The 17,711-nt window shown below is 66.9% G+C and carries 21 protein-coding genes; 16 read left to right on the plus strand and 5 right to left on the minus strand.

Features of this window, described 5'->3' with window-relative positions; translation table 11 throughout:
• Positions 1-707: PQQ-binding-like beta-propeller repeat protein (locus tag RQI43_RS09410; RefSeq protein ID WP_311274991.1), on the plus strand; the 707-nt coding region annotated here is incomplete at its 5' end.
• A gap of 4 nt (positions 708-711) precedes the next feature.
• Here the strand turns inward: RQI43_RS09410 and RQI43_RS09415 are convergent.
• The 3 genes from RQI43_RS09415 to RQI43_RS09425 form a co-directional block, all read right to left on the minus strand.
• Positions 712-1,377, minus strand: coding sequence for an MgtC/SapB family protein (locus RQI43_RS09415; protein ID WP_311274992.1), 666 nt, complete (start codon positions 1,375-1,377; stop codon positions 712-714).
• Between the two features lie 95 nt (positions 1,378-1,472).
• Entirely contained in the window at positions 1,473-1,736 is a 264-nt protein-coding gene (locus RQI43_RS09420; protein WP_156467875.1) for a PepSY domain-containing protein, read from the minus strand.
• 117 nt (positions 1,737-1,853) lie between these two features.
• Positions 1,854-2,228, minus strand: a complete 375-nt coding sequence (locus RQI43_RS09425; protein WP_056431548.1) for a PH domain-containing protein — start codon at positions 2,226-2,228, stop codon at positions 1,854-1,856.
• A gap of 115 nt (positions 2,229-2,343) precedes the next feature.
• On the opposite strand from RQI43_RS09425, the gene RQI43_RS09430 reads away from it, so the two are divergent.
• The 15 genes from RQI43_RS09430 to dxr all read left to right on the plus strand — a co-directional run bounded on the left by RQI43_RS09430 (position 2,344) and on the right by dxr (position 15,855).
• Positions 2,344-3,111, plus strand: a complete 768-nt coding sequence (locus tag RQI43_RS09430) for a pyridoxine 5'-phosphate synthase (RefSeq protein WP_311274993.1) — start codon at positions 2,344-2,346, stop codon at positions 3,109-3,111.
• Positions 3,108-3,575: a holo-ACP synthase gene (gene acpS, locus RQI43_RS09435; RefSeq protein WP_207411500.1), complete on the plus strand. Its 468-nt coding sequence runs from the start codon at positions 3,108-3,110 to the stop codon at positions 3,573-3,575. The genes RQI43_RS09430 and acpS overlap by 4 nt, the downstream gene beginning before the upstream one ends.
• 60 nt (positions 3,576-3,635) lie before the next feature.
• Complete coding sequence (lepB, locus tag RQI43_RS09440) at positions 3,636-4,436, plus strand: signal peptidase I (protein WP_056431539.1); 801 nt, start codon at positions 3,636-3,638, stop codon at positions 4,434-4,436.
• A gap of 11 nt (positions 4,437-4,447) precedes the next feature.
• Positions 4,448-5,260 (plus strand): ribonuclease III, encoded by an 813-nt coding sequence (rnc, locus tag RQI43_RS09445; protein WP_056431536.1) that lies wholly within the window; start codon positions 4,448-4,450, stop codon positions 5,258-5,260.
• Positions 5,261-5,309: 49 nt separating this feature from the next.
• Complete coding sequence (gene era, locus RQI43_RS09450; protein WP_156467881.1) at positions 5,310-6,239, plus strand: GTPase Era; 930 nt, start codon at positions 5,310-5,312, stop codon at positions 6,237-6,239.
• A 359-nt stretch (positions 6,240-6,598) separates the two neighbouring features.
• Positions 6,599-7,522 carry a class I SAM-dependent methyltransferase gene (locus RQI43_RS09455; RefSeq protein ID WP_156467874.1) on the plus strand — a complete coding sequence of 308 codons (924 nt, stop codon included), beginning with the start codon at positions 6,599-6,601 and terminating at the stop codon, positions 7,520-7,522.
• Positions 7,523-7,553: 31 nt separating this feature from the next.
• Positions 7,554-8,303 carry a pseudouridine synthase gene (locus RQI43_RS09460; protein WP_311274994.1) on the plus strand — a complete coding sequence of 250 codons (750 nt, stop codon included), beginning with the start codon at positions 7,554-7,556 and terminating at the stop codon, positions 8,301-8,303.
• 177 nt (positions 8,304-8,480) lie between these two features.
• A complete protein-coding gene (locus RQI43_RS09465) occupies positions 8,481-9,545 on the plus strand; it encodes a 30S ribosomal protein S2 (protein ID WP_056431618.1) in 1,065 nt (354 codons plus the stop codon).
• A 119-nt stretch (positions 9,546-9,664) separates the two neighbouring features.
• Positions 9,665-10,588: a translation elongation factor Ts gene (gene tsf / locus RQI43_RS09470; RefSeq protein WP_056431526.1), complete on the plus strand. Its 924-nt coding sequence runs from the start codon at positions 9,665-9,667 to the stop codon at positions 10,586-10,588.
• A gap of 244 nt (positions 10,589-10,832) precedes the next feature.
• Positions 10,833-11,555, plus strand: coding sequence for a UMP kinase (pyrH, locus tag RQI43_RS09475; protein ID WP_056431523.1), 723 nt, complete (start codon positions 10,833-10,835; stop codon positions 11,553-11,555).
• 161 nt (positions 11,556-11,716) lie between these two features.
• Positions 11,717-12,232 (plus strand): BLUF domain-containing protein, encoded by a 516-nt coding sequence (locus tag RQI43_RS09480; RefSeq protein WP_311274995.1) that lies wholly within the window; start codon positions 11,717-11,719, stop codon positions 12,230-12,232.
• A gap of 115 nt (positions 12,233-12,347) precedes the next feature.
• On the plus strand, positions 12,348-12,911 hold the full coding sequence (frr, locus tag RQI43_RS09485) for a ribosome recycling factor (RefSeq protein WP_056431517.1): 564 nt from the start codon (positions 12,348-12,350) through the stop codon (positions 12,909-12,911).
• A 49-nt stretch (positions 12,912-12,960) separates the two neighbouring features.
• Entirely contained in the window at positions 12,961-13,806 is an 846-nt protein-coding gene (locus RQI43_RS09490; RefSeq protein ID WP_056431515.1) for an isoprenyl transferase, read from the plus strand.
• Positions 13,806-14,672 carry a phosphatidate cytidylyltransferase gene (locus RQI43_RS09495; protein WP_311274996.1) on the plus strand — a complete coding sequence of 289 codons (867 nt, stop codon included), beginning with the start codon at positions 13,806-13,808 and terminating at the stop codon, positions 14,670-14,672. The genes RQI43_RS09490 and RQI43_RS09495 overlap by 1 nt, the downstream gene beginning before the upstream one ends.
• 13 nt (positions 14,673-14,685) lie before the next feature.
• On the plus strand, positions 14,686-15,855 hold the full coding sequence (gene dxr, locus RQI43_RS09500) for a 1-deoxy-D-xylulose-5-phosphate reductoisomerase (RefSeq protein WP_311274997.1): 1,170 nt from the start codon (positions 14,686-14,688) through the stop codon (positions 15,853-15,855).
• 7 nt (positions 15,856-15,862) lie between these two features.
• Here dxr and RQI43_RS09505 read toward each other — a convergent pair whose 3' ends face one another.
• Together RQI43_RS09505 and RQI43_RS09510 are read right to left on the minus strand one after the other, a co-directional pair.
• Positions 15,863-16,342, minus strand: coding sequence for a DUF2269 domain-containing protein (locus tag RQI43_RS09505; RefSeq protein WP_311274998.1), 480 nt, complete (start codon positions 16,340-16,342; stop codon positions 15,863-15,865).
• Positions 16,343-16,347: 5 nt separating this feature from the next.
• Complete coding sequence (locus tag RQI43_RS09510) at positions 16,348-17,646, minus strand: SDR family oxidoreductase (protein ID WP_311274999.1); 1,299 nt, start codon at positions 17,644-17,646, stop codon at positions 16,348-16,350.
• Between the last annotated feature and the right edge of the window lie 65 nt (positions 17,647-17,711).

A 17,711-nucleotide genomic window follows, 5' to 3' on the forward strand; every position in this document is an offset into this window, starting at 1 on the left:
TGGTGAACTGGGCTTCCAAGGTCGACATGGACAAGGGCTCCAAGACCTACGGTCGTCCCCTGGTCGATCCGCGCTACTCGCCGGAAGCCAAGGGCGAGGACGAGACCACCGTGGGGATCTGCCCCGGTGCCATCGGCGCCAAGAACGAGCAGCCCGCCGCCTATTCGCCCGACACGCACCTGTTCTACGTGCCCACCAACCACATCTGCATGAGCTACGAGCCGTTCCAGGTGAGCTACACCCCCGGCATTCCCTATGTCGGCGCCACCGTCACGCTCCAGCCGCATGAGAGCGGCCCGGAGACCGGGCGTTTCATCGCCTGGGACGGCACCGGGGGAAAGGTCGTCTGGTCGAACACCGAGCCGTTCTCGGTCTGGTCGGGTGCCCTCGCCACGGCCGGCGACGTGGTGTTCTATGGAACGCTGGAGGGATACCTGAAGGCCGTCGATGCGCGCACGGGCCGCGAACTCTACCGGTTCAAGACGCCGTCGGGCATCATCGGCAACGTGACGACCTACCTTCATCGCGGCAGGCAATACGTCGCCGTTCTGTCGGGCGTCGGCGGCTGGGCGGGGATCGGGCTCGCCGCCGGCCTCACCGATCCGGCGGACGGCGCCGGCGCAGTGGGCGGCTATGCTGGCCTGTCGCGCTACACCGCACTGGGCGGCCAGCTCATGGTCTTCGCCCTGCCCGAATCGCGGGGCTGACGTCTCACGAGACGCTCGTCACGCCCTCGCGTGCCCGGAGCGCGGTCACGATCTCGTCGAAGCTCTTATCCGGGATATGCACGTAGGACACCTCGATCGTATCGATGCCGTCCTCCTCCGTCGGCTGCGCCACGAATTGTACGAGGCGGGAGGCGAAGGGACCGGACATCGTTCGCAGGGACTCGATGGTGATCACCCCGCGCTTGGCCGTGATGCTGAGGGTCCGCGTCTGCGCCCGCTCGCGGTAGCGCTTCTCCAGGGGCTTCATTCCAGCGAGGATCAGAAGCACGATGACGGTCGTGGTGGTCGCCGCCACATAGAGGCCGGTTCCCGCAGCGAGGCCGATGGCGGCCACGGCCCAGAGCCCGGCCGCAGTGGTGAGACCCTTCACCATCTCCCCGCGCAGCATGATCGTCCCGGCGCCGAGGAAGCCGATCCCGGAAACGACCTGCGCCGCCATGCGGGAGGGATCGAGGTTGACGTTCGGGGTGCCGAGGATGTCGGAGAAGCCGAAGGCCGAGACGATGACGATCAGGCAGGAGCCGACGCAGACGAGCATATGAGTACGCATCCCCGCCGCCCAGACGTGGCGCTCACGCTCGAAACCCACGGCGCTGCCGAGCAGTGCCGCGACGAGGAGACGGCCCAGGATCTCGAAATTGCCGATCACGCGCTGTCCATCCGCTCAGAGCCAGTCGGTCGCTCCTAAGCAGAGACGGGGACGGCGACAATCCTGCCGCCGTCCCTATTCACCTGTCGAAAGACCTATTTGTCGGGCTTCTCGGAAATGATGGCGCCGGTTTTCGGATCGGCGTGGAATTCCATCTTTACACCGTTCTTCATGCCCTCGCCCTCCCAATGGCCGTCATCCGCCTCGAACTCGGTGATGTCGGTATAGCCGGCCGCCATCAGCTTCTGCTTGACCTGCTCGGCCGGCATCCAGTCCGCGCCGGGCTTGTCGGCAAGGGCGATGCCGGTGGACCCGGCGGTCAGGAGAAGTGCGAGGAGTGCGGGTTTCAGGGCTCTCATGGGTTCCTCCGGGGTTTCTTCTGTGCGGTTTTGTTTGCCGTCTAAGGGCAAACACCCACACGGGTTTTCCGGTTCCGGAGAAGAATCGCTTGCGGGAGAGATCACCCGAGGGAGAAATCACCTGAGGGAGGCGGCGATGGCCTGCTGGATGCCGAGGATGTCGGCGCCGCGCTTGAGCGTTTTCCGGATCGGCTCGGGCCGTCCCGAGACCCAGATCGCCAGTTCCGAATCGAAGTCGAAACTGCCCGCCGTCTCCACCGAGAAACAGGTGATCGCCCGGTAGGGCACGGTCATGTAGGTGACTTTGCGCCCGGTCATGCCCTGCTTGTCCACCAGGATCAGCCGCCGGTCGGTGAAGACGATGAGGTCGCGGATCACCCGGAACGCCACCTGCACCGTCTCGCCCTGGGTGAGAACGCCGCCGAGCGCCTCGTGCACCTCCTGCGGGGAGAGGTCGCTGCCATGGCCGAAGAGCCCGTCGAGAATTCCCATTGCGCCGCCTATCCCGAAAATACCGCCTGCCCCCTATCTAGGGACGAAACGGCCGTGCGCATCGCCTGCCGGTCGTCCTTCGTCGCGGGACGCGCCTGCCGTCCGGAGTTGCCTGATGTCCGCCAAAGCACCTGTTCCCCTCCGCCTCGGCGTGAACATCGACCACGTCGCCACCGTGCGTAACGCTCGCGGCGGCATCCATCCCGATCCCGTCGTTGCCGCCCTGCTCGCCGTCGAAGCCGGGGCGGACGGGATCACCGCGCATCTGCGCGAGGACCGCCGGCATATCCGCGACGCCGATATCGAGGCGCTGATGGCGCGGCTTTCCGTACCGCTCAATTTCGAGATGGCGGCCACGGACGAGATGGTGGGGATCGCTACCCGTCTTCGCCCGCACGCCTCCTGCCTCGTTCCCGAAAAGCGCGAGGAGCGCACCACCGAGGGCGGCCTCGACATCGTCGGACAGGCGGCCCATCTCGCGCCCCGGATCGCCGCCCTGTCGAGTGCCGGGATCCGCGTCTCGCTGTTCGTCGAGCCCGACGAGGCGGTGATGGACGCGGCGCTCCGCCTGGAGGCGCCGGTGGTCGAGCTTCATACGGGAAGCTATTGCGAAGCGGTCGCCGAGGGTGACGGCGCACGGGTCGCGCATGAGATCGCCCGCATCGCGCGGGCCGCCGCCTATGGCTCCGGAATCGGCCTCGAAGTCCATGCGGGCCATGGTCTCGCTCTCGACAGCGTCGGTCCGGTGGCGGCGCTGCCGCAACTCGCCGAACTCAATATCGGCCACTCGCTCATCGGCGAGGCGATCTTTCACGGGCTGGCTCAGGCGATCCGCGACATGCGCGCCGCCATGGATCGGGCCCGGACGGGGATCGGGGCATGATCGTCGGCATCGGCTCGGACCTCTGCGACATCCGCCGGATCGAACGGTCCCTCGAGCGCTACGGCGAGCGCTTCACCCATCGGGTCTATACCGATGGCGAGCGTGCCAAGTCGGACCGTCGCGCCGCCCGCGCACCGTCCTATGCGAGGCGCTTCGCCGCCAAGGAGGCCTGTGCCAAGGCGCTCGGCACCGGCATGAGCCATGGCGTTTTCTGGCGCGACATGGAGGTGGTGAGCCTGCCGGGAGGGGCACCGACCCTGCGCCTCACCGGGGGCGCGGCGGAGCGTCTGCGGGCGCTGATTCCCGCCGGACACACGGCCAAGATCCACGTGACGCTCACCGACGATCCGCCCATGGCGCAAGCATTCGTGATCATCGAGGCCTTGCCCTCCTCGCTGCCGTCCCCGATGCCGGATGCTGAGCCGGCCACTGCTCGCGTTGCGGCTCCCGACGGCATGGTCTAGACCGCCGGTCATCACCGACAGTCGATCGGGTTCGCGCGTCGAGCCGGAGATTGCAGACAGATGGAACGAGCGCGCGTGGATCACCAGACGAAGCGAGACCTGAGGGCGGCCGATACGGGCGCCTGGGCGAGCATCAAGGAAACGGTCAAGGTTGGCGTCCAGGCGCTACTGATCGCCCTCGTTGTGCGCACGCTGCTCTTCCAGCCGTTCAACATTCCTTCGGGATCGCTGGTTCCGACGCTTCTCGTGGGCGACTACCTGTTCGTGTCCAAGTACTCCTACGGATATTCGAAGTACTCGCTGCCCTTGAGCGAGTATCTGCCCTTCAAGGCCGATGGCCGGATCTGGGCGGCCGAGCCCAAGCGCGGCGACATCGCCGTGTTCAAGCTGCCGAAGGACAACGCCACCGACTACATCAAGCGCGTCATCGGCCTGCCCGGCGATAAAATCCAGATGAAGGCCGGCATTCTCTACATCAACGATGTGGCGGTGAAGCGTGAGCGCATCGCCCCCTACGAGACCACCGGTCCGTACGGCGAGGAAACGAAGGTCGAGCAATATACCGAGACCCTGCCGAACGGCGTGGTGCATCAGGTGATCGAGCGCGAGGGCGATAACGGCTACTGGGACAATACCGAGCCCTATCTCGTGCCGCCCGGCCGCTATTTCATGATGGGCGACAACCGCGACAATTCCACGGATTCGCGCGACCTCGCCAATGTCGGCTTCGTCCCGTTCGAGAATTTCGTCGGCCGTGCCGAGATGATCTTCTTCTCCATCGACGAGGGCACCCCGGCCTGGCAGATTTGGCAATGGCCGGCGAAGGTGCGGTGGGGCCGCATCTTCAGCAGCATCCATTAGGACGATCGACCGTGAGTGAGGAGACGCGTCCTTCCAGCCGGGCGCGTCGCGCACCGCGACCCAAGCCCGGCCTGAACGTGCTCGAAGAGCGGATCGGCCACGTCTTCGCCGACCGTAGCCTTCTGTCGCTGGCCCTGACCCATGTCAGCAAGGCCGGCGGTGGCGGACGGGTGGGAAGCTACCAGCGCCTCGAATTTCTCGGCGACCGGGTGCTCGGCCTCGCCATCGCGGACCTCCTCTACGAAGCCTTCCCGCAGGCCGATGAAGGCGACCTGTCGCGGCGTCTCGCCGGGCTCGTGCGCCGGGAGACCTGTGCCTCGGTCGCCACGGCCTGGGATGTCGGGCCCCATCTCGCCCTCGGCCCGGGGGAGATCCAGAGCGGCGGCCGCCGCAACCAGACGATCCTGGCCGATGCCTGCGAATCGATCCTCGGCGCGGTTTTCCTCGACGCCGGATACGAGACGGCGAAGGCCATCGTGGCCACGGCTTTCGCGCCCGGCACCGACACGGCGGCACCGCGCGGACGTGACGCGAAATCCGCCTTGCAGGAATGGGCGATGGGGCGCGCCCTGCCGATCCCGGTCTACGACGTCGTGGAGCGGTCCGGCCCGGACCACGCCCCCGTCTTCAGGATCGCCGCGCGTGTCGAGGGCCTCGAGCCCGGATACGGCACCGGCCCCTCGAAACGCCTCGCCGAGCAGGAGGCCGCCCGCCTCGTGCTCGAGCGCGAAGTTCACGGCACGGGCCCTCAGGCCGGCGTCACCCCACGGAACGGAATGGAGACGTCGGCGGACGTCGGTGAAGAAAGCGACTCCGATGCCTGACGACCACAACGATTTCGACGACGAAGACGACCTGCCCCGGCAGGCCCCGATGCCCGAGATCAAGCCGCTGCCGGTCATCCCGGCCGATTCGAGCGCGGGCTTCGTCGCCCTGATCGGCGTACCCAATGCCGGCAAGTCGACCCTGCTCAACAGCCTCGTGGGCACCAAGGTCTCCATCGTCTCGCGCAAGGTCCAGACGACCCGGGCACTCGTGCGCGGCATCGTCATGGAGGGCAGTGCCCAGATCATCCTGGTGGACACGCCCGGCATCTTCGCGCCCAAGCGCCGCCTCGACCGGGCGATGGTCCATTCCGCCTGGAGCGGTGCCGCCGATGCCGACGCGGTCTGCCTGCTGGTCGATGCCCGCAAGGGCGTCACCGAGGAGGTCGAGGCGATCCTCGCCCGTCTGCCCGAGGTGCGCCAACCCAAGGCCCTGATCCTCAACAAGATCGACCTGATCCCGCGCGACCGGCTGCTGGCCCTGGCCGCCTCGCTCAACGAGCGCATCGCCTTCGCGCATACGTTCATGATCTCCGCGCTCAACGGCGACGGCATCGATACGCTGAGGAAGACCCTGGCCGGGATGATGCAGCCCGGCCCCTGGCTCTACCCAGAGGATCAGGTGTCGGACGCTCCGCTCCGGATGCTCGCCGCCGAGATCACGCGCGAGAAGCTCTATGACCGGCTCCACGAGGAGCTGCCCTACCGCTCCACCGTCGAGACCGACCAATGGGTGGTGAAGACCGATGGTTCGGTGCGGATCGAGCAGACGATCTTCGTGGAGCGCGAGAGCCAGCGCTCCATCGTGCTCGGCAAGGGCGGCCAGACCATCAAGGCGATCGGGCAGGCGGCCCGGCGCGAGATCGCCGAGGCGGCCGATCAACCCGTCCACCTGTTCCTGCATGTGAAGGTGCGCGAGAACTGGGCCGATGATCCGGCACGCTATCGGGAGATGGGGCTCGAATTCCCGCGCGGATAGGTGATGGGCTGGTGCGTCACGATACGGTTCGAGGTATCCAGAGCCGCTTCGTGCTGCATTGCCGCATAACTTGCAGTAACGTTCCGCACAGCGTCGCCGTTTTTGAAACGCAGGTTAAAGAACGAGGCCTGTTTGGGATGTTTATGCATGGAAGAGCTTGGCAATGACTTGACACGGTGTTGCCAACCGATTCGCTCGATTTTGTAAATTTATCGGATCTGGCGAAGATAACCTTTTCTTCGGGGCCATCGCCGGCTACCAATCGCGAAGCCGGACTCGATTCCGAGTCGTGGCGCCCAATATCCTTCCTCTTAACGCCCAACTCTCGAGGCGCGCGCCCTGTCGCGCCGGATCCATGAATGATGCCTGCTCCCACCGTCCCGGATGCTGTCTATGGGTCTCCTCCTCCCGAACTGGCCGACGTGTCCGCAGGGGCGGCCCAACTCTCGCCGCTGATCCCCGGTTCTGTCCGCCTCGAGGACATCGCCGAGGGTAGCCTCGAGAGCGTGACCATGCTGGCCCCGGCGGGGACGATCGAGCGTCGCTATGCCTTGTCACTATCTTTGCGCGCCTTGCGTCCGGGTGGGCGCCTGCGCGCGCTTGCGCCGAAGGATAAGGGTGGGGCCCGTCTCGGCCGCGAGCTGAAGGAATTCGGCTGTGAGCCGGCGGAGACGGCCAAGCGGCATCACCGGATCTGCGAGGTCGCCCGGCCCGCCGCGATCATCGACCTCGACGAGGTGATCCAGGAAGGCGCGCCGCGTCACATCGACAACCTCGCCCTCTGCACGCAGCCCGGCGTCTTCTCCTGGGACCGACTCGATCCGGGCACCGCTTTGCTCCTGGCCAACCTGCCGTCGCTTTCGGGCCGGGGTGCGGATTTCGGCTGCGGGATCGGCGTCCTTGCCCGCGCCGTCCTGGCCTCCCAGGGCGTGACCGCGCTGACCCTCATCGACATCGACCGGCGCGCCGTGGAGATGGCCCGCCGCAATGTCGGTGACCCGCGCGCGGATATTCGCTGGGCCGATATCCGTTCGGCCGACGTGGTGCTGGAGCGCCTCGACTTCGTCGTCATGAACCCGCCCTTCCACGATGGCGGGATCGAGGACCGTTTCCTCGGCGAGGTCTTCATCCGCCGCGCTGCCGAGACCCTGAGGCCCGGCGGCACGCTCTGGCTCACCGCCAACGCGCATCTGCCCTACGAGGCCCCGCTGAACGCCGCCTTCCGGAACGTCACGCTCAAGGCCTCGGCCGGCGGCTACAAGATCTACGAAGCGCGCAAGTGAAACCACGGAACTTGGAAGCGAGCACCGGTCGTTGAGCAAGAGCCCGAGCCTCAGGCTCGATCGCCTGCTGGCGAATCTCGGATACGGCTCGCGCAGGGAGATCGGCCTTCTCGCCAAAGCCGGCCTCGTCGTGCTCGACGGTTCGCCGCTGCGCGACGCCAGTCAGCGCATCACCGCGACGCCTGATCTGTCACAGCGCATGGTCGTGGATGGCGATCCCCTGGATCCGCCGCCGGGCCTCGTCCTGATGATGAACAAGCCGCTCGGCGTGACCTGCTCCCACAAGGAGGCCGGTCCCCTCGTCTATGGGCTCCTTCCCGAGCGCTGGCGCCGGCGTGACCCGGCCCTCTCCACCATCGGCCGCCTCGACAAGGAGACTTCGGGTCTCCTGTTGCTCACCGATGACGGGCCGTTCCTGCACAAGGTGATCTCGCCGAAATCGAAGGTCGCCAAGCGCTACCGCGTCGCCCTCGACCGTCCGCTCAAGGGCGACGAGGTCATGGTGCTGGGGAGCGGATCGATGCTGCTCGAAGGAGAGGACAAGCCCCTCCTGCCGGTGGAGATGGAGGTGGAGGACGAGACCCATGTGGTCGTGACCCTTCACGAGGGCCGCTATCATCAGGTCCGCCGCATGTTCGCGGCGCTCGGCAACCACGTCACCGCCCTGCATCGAGACCGGATCGGCGGTATGACCCTGCCGACCGACCTGGAGGCCGGAGCGTACCGCATCCTCAGCGAGGCGGATGTCGCGGCCTTGTTCGGTGAGGCGCCGGCTGCCTGATTCGATACCTGCGATGTCCTTCGCATAGCCTTGCCTCGGCGGATATCCTCTGCTAAGGCCCCGCCCATTCCACACGCGGAGCCGGCCTCATGCCTGAATGAGGCGTTTCCGGTGATCGTCCCTCTCGAGGGTCGGTCGCTTCCTCCGCGGCGGCATCAACCGGAAGAGAAAACGATCATGGCCGTTGATTTCACGATGCGTCAGCTCCTCGAAGCGGGCGCCCATTTCGGACACCAGTCCCACCGCTGGAACCCGAAGATGCAGACCTACATCTTCGGTACCCGCAACAACATCCACATCATCGATCTCGCCCAGACCGTGCCGGCCCTTCACCAGGCCTTGCAGGCCGTGAGCGACACAGTCGCCAAGGGCGGCCGTGTGCTGTTCGTCGGCACCAAGCGTCAGGCCGCCGACACGATCGCGGAAGCCGCCAAGCGTTCGGCCCAGTACTACGTCAATTCCCGCTGGCTCGGCGGCATGCTGACCAACTGGAAGACCATTTCGGGCTCGATCGCCCGTCTGCGCAAGGTCGACGAGACCCTCGAAGGTGGTGGCCAGGGCCTCACCAAGAAAGAGCGCCTGATGCTGTCCCGTGAGAAGGACAAGCTCGAGAAGGCTCTCGGCGGCATCAAGGACATGGGCGGCGTGCCCGACCTGCTGTTCGTGATCGACACCAACAAGGAGCAGCTCGCGATCAAGGAGGCCCAGCGCCTCGGGATCCCGGTGGCGGCCATCGTCGACACCAACTGCAACCCTGACGGCATCACTTACGTCGTTCCCGCCAACGACGATGCCGGCCGCGCGATCTCGCTCTATTGCGACCTCATCGCCCGCGCCGCCATCGACGGTATCTCCCGCGGCCAGGGCTCCAGCGGCATCGACCTCGGTGCCTCCGAGGCTCCGACTGCCGAAGAGCTTCCCGAGGAAGAGGCTGCTCTCTCGGTCGAGTCCGGCGCTCTCGATCCGGCCGACGTGGCCGCTCTGGTGGAATCCACCGAGCATTTCGAACTGCTCTCGGCTCCCCGCGGCGCTCCAGACGACCTGTCCAAGCTCCATGGCGCCGGACCGCAGATCGTCCAGAAGCTCAACGATGCCGGCGTCTACCATTACTGGCAGATCGCAGCGATGACCGATGCCGAGGTCGCCAAGGTCGATGCCGATCTGAAGCTCAACGGCCGCATCAGCCGCGATGGCTGGGTCGACCAGGCCCGTGGCTTCGCCGAGGCTGCTGCCGCCGCCTGATCGCCCAGGCATCCCGGTGACGGGATGCCGCCGATGACGTCGAACCAATCCACGAAGCCCGGCGCTCCTAGCGCCGGGCTCCTTTATCATTTGAGACAGACCCGAAGAGAGGACTCGCCATGGCCAACATCACCGCCGCATTGGTGAAAGAGCTCCGCGAAAAGACCGGCGCGGGCATGATGGACTGCAAGGGCGCGCTGAACGAGACGGATGGCGACATCGAAGCCGCCGTCGACTGGCTGCGCAAGAAGGGCTTGGCCAAGGCCGCCAAGAAGGCCGGCCGCGTCGCCGCCGAGGGCCTCGTGGCCGTCGAATCGTCGGGCCATCACGCCGCCATCGTCGAAGTGAATTCCGAGACCGACTTCGTTGCGCGTAACGACAGCTTCCAGGCCTTCGCCCGCGAAGCCGCCAAGCTCGCCCTCGACACCGATGGTTCGCTCGAAGGCCTCGAGGCCGCTCACTTCCCCGGTGGTTCGACCACGGTCAAGGAGTCGCTCTCCAGCCTCATCGCCACGATCGGCGAGAACATGACCCTGCGCCGCGTGGCCAAGCTCGACGTGACCAAGGGCGTGATCGCGTCCTACGTCCACGCTCAGGTCGCCGACGGCCTCGGCAAGATCGGCGTGCTGGTCGCGCTCGAATCCGAAGGCGACGTGGAGGTTCTCTCCACCCTCGGCCGTCAGATCGCCATGCATGTCGCCGCGACGAACCCGGTGGCGCTGGATGCCGCTGGCGTCGATCAGGCCGTGCTCGAGCGCGAGAGCAACATCCTGCGCGAGAAGAATGCCGGCAAGCCGGACCACGTCCTCGCCAAGATCGTCGAGAGCGGCCTGAAGAGCTACTACAAGGAGGTCACCCTCCTGGAGCAGCCCTTCGTGCATGATGGCTCCAAGACGATCACGCAGGTGCTGAAGGAAGCCGAGGGTAAGGCCGGCGCGCCGGTGAAGCTCACCGCTTTCGTGCGCTACGCGCTCGGCGAGGGCATCGAGAAGGAAGAGGCTCCCGATTTCGCCACCGAAGTCGCGGCTGCCGCGCGCGGCTGACGCCGCCATCCTTCTGGATCGACAACTGTTTCCTGGAACGGGCGGTGGCAGCGATGCCGCCGCCCGTTCCGCGTTTTCCGACCATCGATTCCGCCTCGTCTCTCCACAGGTCCGGCGACCGATCCCCGAGATGACATACTAAGACGGTCCTGCCCCTCGACCTTCGCGACCGCCTTGCGATAGACAGCGGGCGCTTCCGATTGAATCGTTCGGCCTTGCGCCGGTGCTTGAGGGGACTGGCGCCATGCCGGAGACCAAACCGTTTCGCCGCGTCCTCGTGAAGCTGTCGGGCGAGGCCCTGGCCGCCCCGGACGGGTACTGGCTGCATCCCCCGCTCCTGGCGGCCCTGGCGGACGATATCGCCAAGACCCTGGAGGCCGGCTTTCAGGTCGCACTCGTGGTCGGGGGCGGTAACATGATCCGGGGCGCGCGCATCTCGTCGGCGGGGTGGATCGATCGCGCCACCGGCGACTCGCTGGGCATGATCGCCACGGTGATGAACTCCCTCGCCCTTGAGACGGCCCTCAATGCCGCCGGCGTGCCCGCCCGGACGATGTCCGCGGTGTCGATGCCGACGATCTGCGAGACCTATGCGCGCCAACCGGCTCTGCACCATCTCGACAAGGGCCAGGTGGTCGTCCTCGCCGGGGGCACCGGCAACCCGTATTTCACCACCGACACCGCCGCCGTTCTCCGCGCGGCCGAGCTGCGCTGCGGCGCCGTGCTCAAGGCGACCCAGGTCGATGGCGTCTATTCGGCCGATCCGAAGAAAGATCCCTCGGCGGTGCGCTACGACCGCCTGACCCATGACGATGCCATCGCGCGCGACCTCAAGATCATGGATACCGCCGCCTTCGCGCTGGCCCGCGAGAGCCGCATCTCCATCGTCGTCGGCTCTGTTCATGCCCCGAGTTCGGTCACCGCGATCCTCACGGGGAACGCTCCTTCGACGCACGTCGTGCCCTGACGACATAGTATCTCAAGTATCGGGTTCGTCGTTGCGAGTTGATGCGCAGCGGCCCCCCAGTTGCTCGCTCGATTTCGGCATCAGGGTTTCTTGAGGATTTTCGCTCTTCCTGTGAAAGGGAACGCCTGCCGCCTGCCCGATGCGGCTGCCGAGCATAGTCGATGCCCTTGTCGCAGTTCGTTTTCTACAGCCGGAATCTCGTCAAGCTGACGGGTGGTTCGATGCGTGACATGGTCAGGGACATCCTGGCCTCCTGCAACCGCTACGATCATGCGTCGGGCATGACGGGCGCCCTCGTGTTCAACGAGGATTTCTTCCTCCAGGCCATGGAGGGCGAGACGTCGACGATCTCGGAGCAGCTCTGGGCGCTGGCGGCGGACAGCCGTCACAGCGGCATGGTTCTCGTCTCTGCCGTTCCATTACAGCAGCGTGCGTTGCGGGGATGGATGGTCGGTTATGCAGGCCGCTCGGAGGCCCTCAACGCCCTCTATCTCCAATACGGTCCCACTGCGAAGTTCGACCCTACGGAGATGTCGAGCCATCATCGCGCTGCTCCAGGCGTTCACGGAGCTCGATGCAAACCATTTCGTCCAGCGCTCCGGCCCGCCGGGACTAGCGGAGAGGAAGCCGGTCGCGCGATAGGCAGATCGCGAAGCCGCCTCGCATGGTCGATTTGATCCGCCGCGCGCGCGAACGCCATTTGCGACCTGTCGGATTTTGGTTCATTGAGGCCGCACGCACGGGCCCCGGCGGCCCAAGGCCTTTTCTCTCATTCTCGTCGGGACACACAGTATGGCGACCCCAGAGTTCGACCTGAACGATATCAAGCGCCGGATGCAGGGCGCCGTCAGCGCGCTGTCGAAGGATCTCGGTTCCCTGCGCACCGGACGCGCGACCCCGAGCATTCTCGACCCGATCAATGTCGATGCCTATGGGTCGTCCATGCCGATGGCCCAGGTCGCCACGGTGAGCGTGCCCGAGCCGCGCCTTCTGTCGATCTCGGTCTGGGACCGCAGCATGGTCGCCGCCGTGGAGAAGGCGATTCGTGAATCCGATCTCGGCCTGAACCCTCAGACCGAGGGTCAGACCATCCGCCTGCGCGTTCCGGAGATGAACGAGCAGCGCCGCAAGGAAATGGTCAAGGTCGCTCACAAATATACCGAGGAGGCCCGCGTCGCGGTCCGCCACGTCCGCCGCGATGCGCTCGATCATCTCAAGAAGCTCGAGAAGGAAAGCGCCATCAGCGAGGACGACGAGAAGCGTCAGGCCACCGAAGTGCAGAAGGTGACCGACCAGCACATCGCTGACATCGACGGCGTTCTCGCCTCCAAGGAAAAGGAAATCATGCAGGTCTAAGTTGTGGACAGGTATGGAATCGACGGAATCAGGGACGGGGAGAAGCGCGTTGGGTCGCTCAGAGGGCGCGCGTCAGATCGAGGTATCTGCGGCCGGGGATAGGGACACCGCCAGCGTCGCGGTCGGCCTCGCCTCGCGCGATACCGAGACTTCGGGGTCAGGCCCGTCTCCCGTCACCCGTCCGGCGGCGCCGGCCCATGTGGCCATCATCATGGATGGCAACGGCCGCTGGGCTGCGCGCCGTGGTCTTCCGCGGGTGGAGGGGCATCGCCGCGGCGTCGAGGCGGTGCGCCGCGCGGTCCGCTCCGCGATCGAACTCGGCGTCTCCTATCTGACGATCTACAGCTTCTCCTCCGAGAACTGGCGCCGGCCGCCGGCCGAAATCGCCGATCTCATGGGCCTGCTGAAGCTGTTCGTGCGCCGCGACCTTGCCGAGCTCCACGGCAACAACGTGCGCGTCAAGATCATCGGCGCCCGCGAGGGCCTGAGCACCGATATCGCCGCGCTGCTCGACGAGGCCGAGTCGCGGACCCGCGGCAATACCGGCCTCACCTTGGTGATCGCCTTCAATTACGGCGGGCGGCAGGAGATCCTGCGGGCGGTCCGGACCCTGGCCCAGGCAGTGGCCGACGGGCGGATGAGCCCGGCCGAGATCGGCCTCGAGGCCATCGCCCAAGCCCTCGACACCACCGGCATCCCCGATCCCGACCTCGTCATCCGGACCTCGGGCGAGCAGCGTTTGTCGAACTTCCTCACATGGCAGACGGCCTACGCCGAATACGTGATCGTGCCGGAATTCTGGCCGGATTTCGATCACGCCTGCTTCCATGCGGCCATCGATGAGTATCATCGCCGTGATCGCCGCTTCGGTGGCCTCAGCGGCAAGGCCGGGTGATGGCCTCGCCCGGCGACGCGGCATCCGCGCCGAGGCGCGGCCCCCTCGGCGGCCGCGAATTCCAGCTTCGCACGGCGTCCGCCATCGTACTGGCGACCATCGTGCTGACCACGCTGTTCCTCGGCGGCTGGGCCTTCGCCGCCATCTGGCTCATCGCCGGCATCGTCTTCGCGGGCGAATGGATCACAATCAGCCGGATCGCGCCGCTCAGGCCTACCGTTGCGATTACGGGCCTGGGGCTGTTCGCCCTCGCCCTCTGCCTGCGCCTGGATGCTCCGGCACTGGTCTGGCTCGCGGTCGCGGTTCTGACCCTCGTTGCCCTCGTCGTGATCGTCCGGGATTCGGGCGGACGGGGCCGCGTCGTGATCGGCTTCCTCAGTGCCGCGGTGCTGGCCCTGGTTCCCCCGGCTTTGCGTGACGACCCGGCCATCGGCATCTTCGGGCCGGCCTGGATGTTCGCCGTGGTCTGGTCCACCGACATCGTCGCCTACATCACCGGTCGGACCTTCGGCGGGCCGAAGCTGATGCCGTCGGTGAGCCCCAAGAAGACGTGGTCCGGCTCACTCGGCGGTCTCGCGGCGGGCATCGCCGCCGGCACCCTGCTGGTGATGGCCGCGCGCTCGCAGGGGTGGAGCAGTCTGGCGAACGCACCCCTCGTCGCGGTCGCCATTACCAGCGCCCTCGCGTCCATCCTGAGCCAGGCCGGCGATCTCGCCGAATCGGGGCTCAAGCGGCATTACGGCGTGAAGGATTCGGGCCGTTCGATCCCGGGCCATGGCGGTGTCATGGATCGGCTCGACGGCTTCTTCGCCGTGGCCGTGCTCGCCGGCCTTTATCTCGTTGCCCACCGCTTGGCGGTGGTCTGAAGGAATCGATCCGTTGACCCATACCGTCACCATCCTCGGCGCCACCGGGTCCATCGGTCGTTCCACCACCGACCTGCTGGCCCAGCATCCCGAGCGCTTCCGGATCGGCGCCCTCGTCGGTGGCCGCGATGCCGCCGCTCTGGCAAAGCTCGCCCGTGAGATCGGCGCGGATTTCGCCGCGCTCGCCGACGAGAGCCAGGGATCCGCCCTGCGCGAGGCGCTGTCCGGCACCGGCATCGCCAACGGGGCAGGCGACAGCGCCGTCCTCGAAGCCGTGGCTCGTGATGCCGACATCGTCGTGGCTGCGGTGAGCGGTGCGGCGGGCCTGCGCCCGACCCATGCGGCCCTGCGCCTCGGCCGTACCGTCGCCCTCGCCAACAAGGAGAGCCTCGTCTGCGCCGGCGATGCCTTCATGCGCGACGCCGCACGGTTCAAGGCAACGCTGCTGCCGGTCGATTCCGAGCACAATGCCCTGGCGCAGGCGCTCGGGGACGGTCGCGTCTCGGACGTGACCAAGATGACCATCACCGCTTCCGGCGGCCCGTTCCGCACTTGGACGAAGGAACGCATCGCCGCGGCTTCGCCCACCGAGGCGGCGGCTCATCCGACCTGGTCGATGGGAATGAAGATCAACATCGATTCGGCCTCGCTGATGAACAAGGGCCTCGAACTCATCGAGGCGCATCACCTGTTCGCCATCGAGGCCGAGCGCCTCGACGTGATCGTGCATCCGCAATCGATCGTGCATGGCCTCATCACCTGGCGCGACGGCGCCGTGACGGCGGGCCTCGCCATGCCGGACATGCGCGTCCCCATCGCCCATTGCCTCGGCCTTGGCGACCGTCTGACCATCGAGCGGGGACGCTCCCTCGATCTCGCCGCCGTCGGCAGCCTCACTTTCGAGGCGGCGGACGAGGCGCGTTTCCCCTGCCTGCGCATCGCCCGCGCCGCGCTCGCGGAGGGCGGCGCCGCCCCGACGGTGATGAATGCCGCCAACGAGATCGCGGTGGCCGCCTTCATCCGCGGCGAGATCGGCTTCTACGGCATCGCCGAACTGGTGGAGCGGGCCTGCGAACATTTCGCCCCCGAGTATCGCAGTGCGCCGGCCGACGTGGACGAGGCTCTGGCCATCGACGCCCATGTCCGCGCCTGGAGCGCCAAGGCGCTGCCATCGGCCGCCTGAGGTCCGCTCAGAACAGGGCGAAGCGCGGTTTCGCCGTCATCAGCCAGACGATGGCAAGCATGGCGGCGAAAGCTGGAAAACCGCAGGCGAACCAGATCCGGTAGAGAGCATGGTAGCGCGGTGGGAGGGGTATCCCCGATCGGGCCGCAGCCATGGCGAGATCGCGCAGGATCATCTGGATTCTGACCACCGGCAGCCAGAACAAGCCGATGACGACGTAGAGAATCAACGACAGGGCGATCCATCCCTCCGCGAGGGGCCAGCCCACCGCGCGCGCCAGGAGCCAGCCCGTCACCGGTTGGATCACCGCGGCTGTCGCCGTGAAGAGCATGTCGGCGATGACCACCGTCCCCGCCACATGGGCGATCAGGTCGGGCCGCCTCGTGCGATGCGCCATCGTCATGAAGAAGGCGATGCCGGTTCCGGTGCCGAGCAGGATCGTCGCGCCGATGACGTGCAGCCAGCGTAGGAGATCGACGTACTCCATCGGGGTCAGCGCTCGTCGGCCAGCGCATAGGCCACGAGGGCCAGCATCGCCCCGGGCAGGGTCTTGAGATAGGCGCCCAGGGGATCGAGCCAGAGGCCGGCGGCGATGGCCGAGCCGAAGAAGAGGTAGACTCCAGTCATCGCCGCCATGCCGAGGGCGGCGAGCGGCATGGTGCGCCTGACAAGGATCGCTCCCCCCAGCGCCAGGTCGACGAGGATTCCGGCGAGCACCGTGACACGCGCGGTCGCCGCATCGATGCCGTGGGCGGTCATCGCCGCCATGGCGGCGTCGAGATGCGTCAGGGCAATCAGGCCTGAGAGCAGCCAGAACAGCGAAAGCGTGGCGAGGATGGCCGGCTTCAGCAGCCAGAGCCGGCTGAACCAACGTTCCTGCACCCCGAATGGCATCCGGCGAAGGCTGTCCGACAGCGAGGAAAGCGGAGCCTTGGTGACCTGCATCCAGACGGTCGGGTCCCCGCTCACGCCGGCCTCGATCTGGATCAACGCCGTGGTGCGGATGGGCGTCCGCCAGCCGAGACGGCCGACGAGGTCCCCGATGCGGAACCCGAGGCGAAGGAGCGGGGAGGGCATCGGCAGCGCGAATGCGGCGGTGGGGCGTCCAAGCCGGGCGCGAAAGGCCGCGACGATCTCCGCGAGGGAGTGGCCCCGCTCCTCGACGAGGTCGTAGCTCGCGCGCGGACCGATCCGGCCCTCGACCGCGAGCAGGACCGCCTCCGCCACATCGTCCACATGGACGGTCTGGATCGGCTGCAGATCGGACATACCGGTGAAGGCGACCGGGAGCGATGCCAACGCACGGATGAGGCCGGTCGCCCCGTACGAGATCGGCGACAGGACCAGTCCCGGTCTCAGGATCACCCAATCGAGATCGAGGGAGGCCAGGCTCGAATCGGCTTCCGCCTTGCTGCGCATGAATTCGGTGGCGGCGTTCAGAGCGGCTCCCGCCGCCGAGACCTGGACGACGCGCACGATACCCAGCTGACGGCAACGGGCAAACAGGGCGCACATGGCGGTCGCCTGAAGAGCGCGGACATCGTCGCGCGGGCCGTCCTGCAGGGCGCCCGCGCAATTCACCACGGCATCGATGCCCCGCAGCGTGTCGCTCCAATCCTCCGGCGCGACGAGCCGGGCGATGTCGTGCTCGATCCAATCTGCTTCGGGACGGTGCAGGCGCGCCGCCCGGACGTCTCGCCCGAGACCCGTTACCGCATGCCCGGCGGCGAGGCAGCGGGAGACCACGGCCGAGCCGATGAGGCCGTAGCCTCCGAGAACCAGGATTCGCATAAGGGGTGACCTGCCGTTCCGGTCGCGTCGCGGGCCGACCTTGCCCGGATCGCCTGAATCAAGCG

Origin of the sequence: Methylobacterium sp. WCS2018Hpa-22 (assembly GCF_031843785.1) — a bacterium.
Lineage (GTDB): Bacteria > Pseudomonadota > Alphaproteobacteria > Rhizobiales > Beijerinckiaceae > Methylobacterium.

Excerpts from the sequence above, each read along its gene's own strand:
- frr (WP_056431517.1), top strand. The coding sequence starts at position 12,348 with ATGGCGACCCCAGAGTTCGACCTGAACGATATCAAGCGCCGGATGCAG.
- RQI43_RS09425 (WP_056431548.1), bottom strand. The coding sequence starts at position 2,228 with ATGGGAATTCTCGACGGGCTCTTCGGCCATGGCAGCGACCTCTCCCCG.
- RQI43_RS09455 (WP_156467874.1), top strand. The coding sequence starts at position 6,599 with ATGATGCCTGCTCCCACCGTCCCGGATGCTGTCTATGGGTCTCCTCCT.
- RQI43_RS09420 (WP_156467875.1), bottom strand. The coding sequence starts at position 1,736 with ATGAGAGCCCTGAAACCCGCACTCCTCGCACTTCTCCTGACCGCCGGG.
- era (WP_156467881.1), top strand. The coding sequence starts at position 5,310 with ATGCCCGAGATCAAGCCGCTGCCGGTCATCCCGGCCGATTCGAGCGCG.
- RQI43_RS09465 (WP_056431618.1), top strand. The coding sequence starts at position 8,481 with ATGGCCGTTGATTTCACGATGCGTCAGCTCCTCGAAGCGGGCGCCCAT.
- lepB (WP_056431539.1), top strand. The coding sequence starts at position 3,636 with ATGGAACGAGCGCGCGTGGATCACCAGACGAAGCGAGACCTGAGGGCG.
- RQI43_RS09430 (WP_311274993.1), top strand. The coding sequence starts at position 2,344 with ATGTCCGCCAAAGCACCTGTTCCCCTCCGCCTCGGCGTGAACATCGAC.
- pyrH (WP_056431523.1), top strand. The coding sequence starts at position 10,833 with ATGCCGGAGACCAAACCGTTTCGCCGCGTCCTCGTGAAGCTGTCGGGC.
- RQI43_RS09480 (WP_311274995.1), top strand. The coding sequence starts at position 11,717 with ATGCCCTTGTCGCAGTTCGTTTTCTACAGCCGGAATCTCGTCAAGCTG.
- RQI43_RS09505 (WP_311274998.1), bottom strand. The coding sequence starts at position 16,342 with ATGGAGTACGTCGATCTCCTACGCTGGCTGCACGTCATCGGCGCGACG.
- tsf (WP_056431526.1), top strand. The coding sequence starts at position 9,665 with ATGGCCAACATCACCGCCGCATTGGTGAAAGAGCTCCGCGAAAAGACC.
- acpS (WP_207411500.1), top strand. The coding sequence starts at position 3,108 with ATGATCGTCGGCATCGGCTCGGACCTCTGCGACATCCGCCGGATCGAA.
- RQI43_RS09510 (WP_311274999.1), bottom strand. The coding sequence starts at position 17,646 with ATGCGAATCCTGGTTCTCGGAGGCTACGGCCTCATCGGCTCGGCCGTG.
- RQI43_RS09495 (WP_311274996.1), top strand. The coding sequence starts at position 13,806 with ATGGCCTCGCCCGGCGACGCGGCATCCGCGCCGAGGCGCGGCCCCCTC.